8 protein-coding genes and 1 tRNA gene are annotated in these 8,336 nt (G+C 58.7%); 3 read left to right on the forward strand and 6 right to left on the reverse strand.

The window, feature by feature from the left end; genetic code table 11:
• Positions 1-327: 327 nt before the first annotated feature.
• A complete protein-coding gene (gene ilvD / locus VGK14_RS10955) occupies positions 328-2,181 on the reverse strand; it encodes a dihydroxy-acid dehydratase (protein WP_331509128.1) in 1,854 nt (617 codons plus the stop codon).
• A gap of 66 nt (positions 2,182-2,247) precedes the next feature.
• On the opposite strand from ilvD, the gene lgt reads away from it, so the two are divergent.
• Entirely contained in the window at positions 2,248-3,039 is a 792-nt protein-coding gene (gene lgt, locus VGK14_RS10960; RefSeq protein WP_331509129.1) for a prolipoprotein diacylglyceryl transferase, read from the forward strand.
• On the opposite strand, the gene VGK14_RS10965 is transcribed toward lgt, so the two are convergent.
• Both VGK14_RS10965 and VGK14_RS10970 read right to left on the reverse strand, forming a co-directional pair.
• Complete coding sequence (locus tag VGK14_RS10965; protein WP_414691718.1) at positions 3,023-3,169, reverse strand: YbdD/YjiX family protein; 147 nt, start codon at positions 3,167-3,169, stop codon at positions 3,023-3,025. The genes lgt and VGK14_RS10965 overlap by 17 nt on opposite strands.
• Before the next feature lie 38 nt (positions 3,170-3,207).
• Positions 3,208-5,277 (reverse strand): carbon starvation CstA family protein, encoded by a 2,070-nt coding sequence (locus tag VGK14_RS10970; protein ID WP_331509131.1) that lies wholly within the window; start codon positions 5,275-5,277, stop codon positions 3,208-3,210.
• Positions 5,278-5,355: 78 nt separating this feature from the next.
• Here VGK14_RS10970 and VGK14_RS10975 point away from each other — a divergent pair.
• Both VGK14_RS10975 and VGK14_RS10980 read left to right on the forward strand, forming a co-directional pair.
• Positions 5,356-5,431: transfer RNA gene (locus tag VGK14_RS10975), tRNA-Ala, on the forward strand.
• A 164-nt stretch (positions 5,432-5,595) separates the two neighbouring features.
• Positions 5,596-6,801 carry a tyrosine-type recombinase/integrase gene (locus VGK14_RS10980; protein ID WP_331509132.1) on the forward strand — a complete coding sequence of 402 codons (1,206 nt, stop codon included), beginning with the start codon at positions 5,596-5,598 and terminating at the stop codon, positions 6,799-6,801.
• A gap of 11 nt (positions 6,802-6,812) precedes the next feature.
• Here the strand turns inward: VGK14_RS10980 and VGK14_RS10985 are convergent, their stop codons facing one another.
• From VGK14_RS10985 to VGK14_RS10995, 3 genes are all read right to left on the reverse strand, one after another.
• Complete coding sequence (locus VGK14_RS10985) at positions 6,813-7,007, reverse strand: AlpA family transcriptional regulator (RefSeq protein WP_331509133.1); 195 nt, start codon at positions 7,005-7,007, stop codon at positions 6,813-6,815.
• A gap of 4 nt (positions 7,008-7,011) precedes the next feature.
• Positions 7,012-7,920 carry a rolling circle replication-associated protein gene (locus VGK14_RS10990; protein WP_331509134.1) on the reverse strand — a complete coding sequence of 303 codons (909 nt, stop codon included), beginning with the start codon at positions 7,918-7,920 and terminating at the stop codon, positions 7,012-7,014.
• A 148-nt stretch (positions 7,921-8,068) separates the two neighbouring features.
• Positions 8,069-8,336 (reverse strand): hypothetical protein (locus VGK14_RS10995; protein ID WP_331509135.1); only part of this gene is annotated, 268 nt, incomplete at its 5' end.

The raw sequence follows: 8,336 nt of genomic DNA on the forward strand, positions 1-8,336 counted from the left end.
AACGCCGCTCGGTGATCTGTTTTACCGCTTCGATCTTGAATTCTTCTGCGTAACGCTTGCTGCTCATGACACCTCCATTTGACGCCTTAGTTTAAGGCTGAAAGGTGTCTAGTGCATTAGGGGCGATTCAATCAGCACGTCCTGATTCATAACTGTTGATTTCCCCTAGCAGCCTTGCCCGTTTATCAAGCAGCCACTTTAGGGAGGACGGTGTACGTATCTGACTCATAGGCTGGTAGATTAAAGAATCTACCAGCCTGAGTTGAGGGCATCAGCTACCACACAGCGCCCTAGCTTCCGGCCCACACCGGAACAACCAAGGCTAACTCAGCGTTTCTCCACCTGCGTCACATCCCTCACCGCCCCCTTGGCCGCACTGGTCGCCATCGCAGCATAAGCCCGCAGCGCCACCGATACCGTTCTCTCCCGGTTGACCGGCTTCCAGGCTTTCACACCCTTGGCCTCCATCGTCGCACGACGGCGTTCCAGTTCTTCCACCGGCACAGCCAGATGGATGCGGCGGTTGGGGATGTCGATCTCGAGGGTGTCGCCCTCTTCCACCAGGCCGATCGCGCCGCCTTCCGCCGCTTCCGGCGAGGCGTGGCCAATGGAGAGGCCCGAGGTGCCGCCGGAGAAGCGGCCATCGGTGAGCAGCGCACACACCTTGCCCAGGCCTTTGGATTTGAGGTAACTGGTCGGATACAGCATTTCCTGCATGCCGGGGCCGCCCTTGGGGCCTTCATAGCGGATCACTACCACGTCGCCGGCGACGATTTCGTCATTCAGAATCCCGGCCACGGCGGCGTCCTGGCTTTCAAAGATTCTGGCGCGGCCGGTGAATTTGAGGATGCTGTCGTCCACGCCAGCGGTCTTGACGATGCAGCCGTCCAGCGCGATGTTGCCGTGCAGCACCGCCAAACCGCCGTCCTGGCTGTAGGCGTGCGCCTTGTCGCGGATGCAGCCATCATGACGGTCGTCGTCCAGCGTCGGGTAGCGCATGGATTGGCTGAAGGCGATGGTGGTCGGCACGCCACCCGGTGCTGCGCGGAAGAACGTCGTCACGGCTTCGTCCTGGGTGCGGCGGATATCCCATTGATCCAGTGCGGCGGCCATGGTCGGGGCATGTACGGTAGGCACCTCGCGGCGGATCAGGCCGGCGCGGTCGAGTTCTCCCAGGATGCCCATCACTCCGCCGGCGCGGTGCACGTCTTCCATGTGGTATTTCTGCGTCGCCGGGGCCACCTTGGAGAGGCACGGCACGCGGCGCGAAATCGCATCGATATCCGACATCGTGAAATCCACGCCGGCCTCATACGCCGCTGCCAAGAGGTGCAGCACGGTGTTGGTGGAACCGCCCATCGCCACATCCAGGCTCATCGCATTCTCGAAAGCCTCAAAGCTGGCGATGCTGCGCGGCAGCACGGTGGCGTCGTCCTGCTCGTAATAGCGCTTGGCGAGCTCGACGATCAGGCGTCCGGCGCGCAGGAACAGCTGCTTGCGGTCGGCGTGGGTTGCCAGCGCGGAGCCGTTGCCCGGCAAGGACAGCCCCAGCGCCTCGGTGAGGCAGTTCATCGAGTTGGCGGTGAACATGCCGGAGCAGGAGCCGCAGGTCGGGCAGGCCGAGCGTTCGATGGCTTCGGATTTTTCGTCGCTGACATGGCTGTCGGCAGCGGCCACCATGGCATCGACCAAGTCCAGTTTCAGCGCATCACCCTGCCAGTTGACCTTGCCTGCTTCCATCGGTCCGCCTGAAACGAAGATCACCGGGATGTTCAGGCGGAGTGCTGCCATCAGCATGCCGGGGGTGATCTTGTCGCAGTTGGAGATGCACACCAGCGCATCGGCACAGTGCGCGTTGACCATGTATTCCACGCTGTCGGCGATCAGGTCGCGGCTGGGCAGCGAATACAGCATGCCGCCGTGGCCCATCGCGATGCCGTCGTCCACCGCGATGGTGTTGAATTCCTTGGCCACACCGCCGGCTTTTTCGATCTCTCTCGCGACCAGCTGCCCCATGTCTTTCAGGTGCACATGGCCAGGCACGAACTGGGTGAAAGAGTTGGCAATGGCGATGATGGGCTTGGAGAAGTCTTCATCCTTCATCCCTGTGGCGCGCCACAAGGCGCGGGCGCCGGCCATGTTGCGGCCCTGGGTGGTGGTGTGGGAACGGTATTTGGGCATGTCTAACCTCGAAAAAATCCTGACGTATAATCCGCTAATTCTAACTCATTACGACCGCCGACTCTTATGCTGGTTCATCCGCAAATCGACCCCATCGCCATCCACCTCGGCCCGTTCGGCATCCACTGGTACGGCCTGATGTACCTGATCGGTTTCATGACGCTGCTGTGGCTGGGTAAATGGCGCATCCGCCACCATCCGGAATGCGGCTGGACTCCAAAGCAGCTCGACGACGTGCTGTTCTACGGCGCGCTGGGCGTGGTGCTGGGCGGCCGGTTGGGCTATGTGCTGTTCTACCAGCCGGCGCATTTTCTCGCACACCCGGCGGAAATCCTCGCCGTGTGGCAGGGCGGCATGTCGTTTCACGGCGGTTTTCTCGGCGTGCTGGCAGCAATGGCCTGGTTTGCGCGCAAGGAGGGTAAGCACTGGCTGACACTGATGGACTTTATCGCGCCGCTGGTGCCGCCGGGCTTGGCGGCCGGGCGCATGGGCAATTTCATCAACGGCGAACTGTGGGGCCGCCCGACAGATTTGCCGTGGGGCATGGTGTTTCCGCAGGTGGACAATCTGCCGCGCCATCCTTCGCAGCTTTACGAATTCGGGCTGGAAGGCATCGCGCTGTTCCTGATGTTATGGTTTTACTCCAGCAAACCGCGCCCGGCGGGAGCGGTTTCCGGGCTGTTTTTGGTGGGCTACGGCAGCTTCCGGTTCCTGGTCGAATTCACGCGCCAGCCGGACGACTTTCTCGGCCTGCTGTCGCTGGGCCTGAGCATGGGGCAGTGGCTGAGTTTGCCGATGGTGCTGGCAGGCGCGTGGATGCTGCGCTGGGCCTATCACCGCTCTAGCAGCACCGCTTGACCCCTTTCCACTTGCTATCCTGCCACTGCTTGAAAAACTCCTCGCGCGATGACGGCAGCTGGTCGGGATGATGTTTGGCGTGCCGTTTCAGGTAGCGCTCATAGGCGTCGTCGCCGGAGAGCTGGCGCACTGCCCGCCACAAAACACCTAATTTTCCACACAGCATCGTTAATCCCTGACGTAGTCTTCCACCAGCCGACTCGGCTCGTGCGGCGATTCCGAGATCGGCGGCACCGGCTTGCCGGCGAGGTGGCGGGCGCATACCCGCAGCATGTCGAGCACGATCACCCACAACAGGGTGACGAAAAACAAGGTGAGCCACGCATCCAGCCGCTGGTTGAAGATCAGTTGCGGGGCGACGGCGGCTTTTTCCGGTGGCAGTACCCCGGCGGCCAGCTTGGTCGCCATGTCGTTGGCAGCGGCGAAGAAACCGACGCGCACGTCTGCGCTCATGATCTTCTGGTAAGCCGCGGTCGTGGTGATCGTCACCAACCAAGCCAGCGGCAGGCCGGTGATCCAGGCCTGCTTCAGCTTGCCGGACTTGACGAAAATGCCGGTCGCCACGCACAGCGCGATCGCCGCCAGCATCTGGTTGGAGATGCCGAACAGCGGCCACAGGATATTGACGCCGCCGTTCGGATCGATCACCCCGATGTAGAGGAAATAGCCCCAGGCCGCGACGATGACACCGCTGGTGAGGAGCACGGAAGGCATCCAGGAAGTCTCGCCCAGTTTCGGCCAGATATTGCCCAGCATGTCCTGCAACATGAAGCGCCCCACGCGCGTGCCGGCGTCCAGCGTGGTGAGGATGAACACCGCCTCGAACATGATGGCGAAGTGATACCACAGCGCCAGCATGCCCTGCCCGAAAGCGGACCCGAAGATACTGGCCATGCCCACCGCCAGCGACGGCGCGCCGCCGGTGCGGGCGAACAAAGATTTTTCGCCCATCTGCCGGGCCAGCATCTGCATCTGTTCCACCGTCACCGGGAAGCCCCAGGAGGAAATCCTGGCAACCGCGTCGGCGGCCTCCTTGCCCACCACGCCGGCCGGGCTGTTGATGGCGAAATAAACGCCTGGCTCCAGCACCGTGGCGGCGATCAGCGCCATGACAGCGACAAAGGATTCCAGCGCCATGCCGCCGTAACCTATCATGCGGATATCGCGTTCGTTGGCCAGCAGCTTGGGCGTGGTGCCGGACGCAATCAGCGCGTGGAAGCCGGAAATCGCACCGCAGGCAATGGTGATGAACACGAACGGGAACAGCGCCCCGCCGAAAATCGGCCCGGTGCCGTCGATGAACTGCGTCAGAGCCGGCATTTTCACCTCGGGCCGCAACATGACAATCGCCAGCGCCAGCAGGGTGATCGTACCCAGCTTCATGAACGTGGAAAGATAATCGCGCGGCGCCAGCAGCAGCCACACCGGCAGGATGGCGGCCATGAATCCATAAGCGATGATCGCCCAGGCCAGCGGCAAACCCTCGTGGTCGAACAGGCCGCGCAGGGTTTCGTTGTGATCCACCCAGCCGCCGCCAACCACCGCCAACAGCAGCAGCATCACGCCGATGGCCGAGCCTTCCAGCACCCGCCCCGGACGGATACTGCGCATGTACAGGCCGACGATCATCGCGATGGGAATGGTCGCGGCAACGGTGGAAGTGGCCCACGGGCTGTGCTTCATGGCGTTGACCACCACCAGCCCCAGCACCGCGATGAGGATGACCATGATCGCCAGCGTCGCCGTCAATGCCGCTGCGCCGCCGATAGAGCCCAGCTCGTCGCGCGCCATCTGGCCTAAACTTTTTCCATCGCGCCGCATCGAGAAAAACAGCGTCACCATGTCCTGCACGCAACCGCCCAGCACCGCGCCGAACAGTATCCACAGCGTCCCCGGCAGATAGCCGAACTGCGCCGCCAAGGTCGGCCCGACCAGCGGCCCCGGCCCGGCAATCGCCGCAAAATGGTGACCGAACACGATCCACCTGTTGGTGGGCACGAAATCGCGTCCATTGTCGAAGCGCTCCGCCGGCGTCGCTCGCGTTTCATCCAGCGTCAGCACGCTGGCCGCGATCCAGGCTGCATAGAAGCGATAGGCAATCGCATATACGCACACCGCCGCCGTGATGAACCACAGCGTATTGATCGATTCGCCGCGGTTAAGCGCGATGCCCCCGATAGCTGCCGCCCCCAGGACGGCGATTCCCACCCAGCCCAGCTTTTTGAACAATTGGCTCATAGGCCTGTCTTTAATCCGTGTTTTATCCCCGATGATTTGCAAGTATAATTCAGGCGGTTGAAAATTCAGTTGTTACATGGGCCGATAGCTCAGCTGGGAGAGCGCCGCGTTCGCAATGCGGAGGTCGGGAGTTCGATCCTCCTTCGGTCCACCACCCACCTATCCAAAGCAGTCCAAGCAAGTCCAATAATCCATTGTAAATAAACGAGTTTTCCTGTTTTACGGTCTAATCACGTCCAATCCAGTGCTATTGCATCCGGGGGTGCATGGGGGTATAAATGTGGGGTACATTGCATCGCCCAAAGGGAGATACCCCCAATGCCCCTCACAAACACCGCCGTATCTAATATCAAGCCCAAAGAAAAGGCTTACAAGCTAGCTGACGAAAGGGGGCTTTTCCTGCTGGTGCACCCCAATGGCTCGAAGTATTGGCGGCTAAAGTACCGATTTGGGGGTACAGAGAAGCTGCTAGCCTTGGGGGTATATCCTGACGTTAGTTTAGCAGACGCTCGACAACGCAGAGACGATGCCCGCAAGCTGCTGGCAAATGGTGTTGATCCTGGCGAGGTAAAGCAGCAGTCAAAGCGATCCATTAAGGAAAACGCTGCCAACAGCTTCGAGGCCATTGCCCGCGAATGGTTTGCCAAGCATAAGCATTCATGGGCTGAGAGCCATTCCGAAAAAATCCTCTACCGTCTGGAAAAAGACGTTTTCCCATGGATGGGCAGCAGGCCGATTGCCGAGATAAAAGCCCCTGAATTGCTGTCCGTGATCCGGCGCACTGAAAGCCGGGGCGCACTCGATACCGCCAAACGCATCAAGCAAAACTGCGGACAGGTTTTCCGGTATGCCGTGGCAACCGGACGGGCCGAACGAGACCCATCGCAAGACTTGCGCGGAGCAATCGCGCCTGCGAAACACAAGAACTTTGCAGCAATTACCGATCCGGTAAAAGTTGGCGAACTATTGCGAGCCATAGAAGCCTTCGAAGGTACGTTTGTCGTGCAATGCGCCTTGAGGCTGGCCCCGCTGCTATTTGTACGCCCAGGCGAGTTACGCCGCGCCGAATGGACAGGATTTGACCTTGATAAAAGCGAGTGGCGCTACTTTGTTACAAAAACCAAAACCGAGCATTCCGTACCACTAGCAGCCCAAGCCGTTACGATTCTGCGCGAACTGCATGCCCTTACCGGACATAAGCAATATGTTTTTCCGGGGCGCGATCCACTAAAACCCATGAGCGAGGCGGCAGTAAATGCAGCTTTGCGCCGCATGGGCTATGACACCAAAACGGAAATAACCGGACATGGTTTTAGGGCGATGGCCCGCACTATTCTAGCGGAGGAATTGCACCAAAAACCGGAAGTCATCGAACATCAGCTAGCGCATAAAGTACCCGATGCCCTAGGCACAGCTTACAACCGCACCAAGTTTCTAAAAGAGCGCCGCGAAATGATGCAGCTATGGGCGGACTATTTGGATAAGTTAAAAGCTGGAGCAGAGATAATTTCAATAAAGGCATAATTTTTATCGTCCTATGAATTCGCATGATTATTCCTGCATTGGACGCGAGCACTTATCCAGTCATTGACTTCGCTCTCCAGCCAACCGACGATCTTGGAACCAAGCTTCACCTGGGCAGGAAATTTGCCTAGCTTGATATAGTGATAGAGCGTCGATCGGGCAAGGCCCGTCATTTCCAGCACTTGGTGCTTTCTGAGTATTTTCATCGCATCACCTCCAGGAACACGCCCAACCTGCCGGACGATCTTCTGCCAGCCATACGTACCCCACTTCTCCGACATTCGCCTTGAGCATTTGCACAGCATAGCCAGAGGCATTGGTCCGTTGATCTGCGGGAAGCGGGATCACTGTGCAAGGGATCGCAATACCGAGCGAGGCACGGAAACGCCGCGCATTGAGTTCTCGATTGCCTTCCTGGAATCCCTTGGCGAGATATTTACCCAGGTATTTCACTAGGCCGAGCAGACGATACTTGCCTTTCCCCTTGGGTGGATTCACATCGATGTTGCCTTCACCGACCACATGCCGCCATACCTCGCGCAGCAGCACGACATCCTGACGCCCCCGTACGGCCATGTGCCAATGCCAGGCACCGCGCTTTTGCTGCTCTGCCACGGCAATATAAATCCAGCCTGGGAGCTTGCCTTTGACGATCCGGACGAACTTGTTGAGATCGTTGCAGGCTTGATCGAAGTCGGTGACGTTCTCTCGATAGGTGAGGGTAAGCAGGTGGTCGGCCTGGGTGGAGAGGATCAAGCGTCGTAATCGGGACCGTGCACGCCTGACCGAACGATCTTCGTTTTCTTCTCGATTCTCCGACATTCCCTTTCCTGCCTTGATGGGCTTCTTGGCGGGAATAAAGGACCAGCCCACTTCACCTAACCCATTTCCATAATTGGTCAGCGTGATGCGGTAGTTTCCTTCGTCGAGATGTGTCCTCTTTTCAAGTCTATCGGCGGCTGCGCCGCCAGTCGCCAGGTCAACCTGTGGCGGCAAGGGATGTACTGTGGCTTCCACCTCGCCGCGGACCTGTCCGTCCGGCGCGCGCTCCGCGTGCGTTCGGGCGGCCAGCTCCACGGCTGCGGCGGTTTCAATAAAACCATCGGGCTTGTGCTGCATGGAATGCTCCTGTGTTGTTGAAGGAGCACCAATAATCTTGCACGGTGCAGCAAATAAAAATTGGATGGTAGCTAATTAGGACGAAAATAAAATTTGTCTCAATTTATAACTTCGATGTATCAATAAGATAGGGGTATGCCTCAATTTCTCAAGTAGGGTGTTTCTTTGGTGGCCGTCCTGGTTTATTTGCTCCTGCTGGAGCAAGTTTGGCGATACGTTTGCGAATTGCGCTCTCGGTATATATAGATGCCTTGAAAATGGTCATCCCTTGAATACGCCTAATTACTTCTGCAATTAGTAAATTAGAATTTTCAGCCCACAATGCCTGGGCTACATTTTTGACTGGTTCCCATATTTCGGCTTGGGCTCTGGCGCGTTTCCCTGGATTCATGGATGAGCTGTGTGTTTCCAACGAA

This window comes from Novimethylophilus sp. (assembly GCF_036504375.1).
Taxonomy (GTDB): domain Bacteria; phylum Pseudomonadota; class Gammaproteobacteria; order Burkholderiales; family Methylophilaceae; genus Novimethylophilus.

What these genes read in the sequence shown, in the direction of transcription:
- VGK14_RS10985 (WP_331509133.1), bottom strand. Translation starts at nt 7,007, where the DNA reads ATGAAAATACTCAGAAAGCACCAAGTGCTGGAAATGACGGGCCTTGCC.
- lgt (WP_331509129.1), top strand. Translation starts at nt 2,248, where the DNA reads ATGCTGGTTCATCCGCAAATCGACCCCATCGCCATCCACCTCGGCCCG.
- ilvD (WP_331509128.1), bottom strand. Translation starts at nt 2,181, where the DNA reads ATGCCCAAATACCGTTCCCACACCACCACCCAGGGCCGCAACATGGCC.
- VGK14_RS10980 (WP_331509132.1), top strand. Translation starts at nt 5,596, where the DNA reads ATGCCCCTCACAAACACCGCCGTATCTAATATCAAGCCCAAAGAAAAG.
- VGK14_RS10990 (WP_331509134.1), bottom strand. Translation starts at nt 7,920, where the DNA reads ATGCAGCACAAGCCCGATGGTTTTATTGAAACCGCCGCAGCCGTGGAG.
- VGK14_RS10970 (WP_331509131.1), bottom strand. Translation starts at nt 5,277, where the DNA reads ATGAGCCAATTGTTCAAAAAGCTGGGCTGGGTGGGAATCGCCGTCCTG.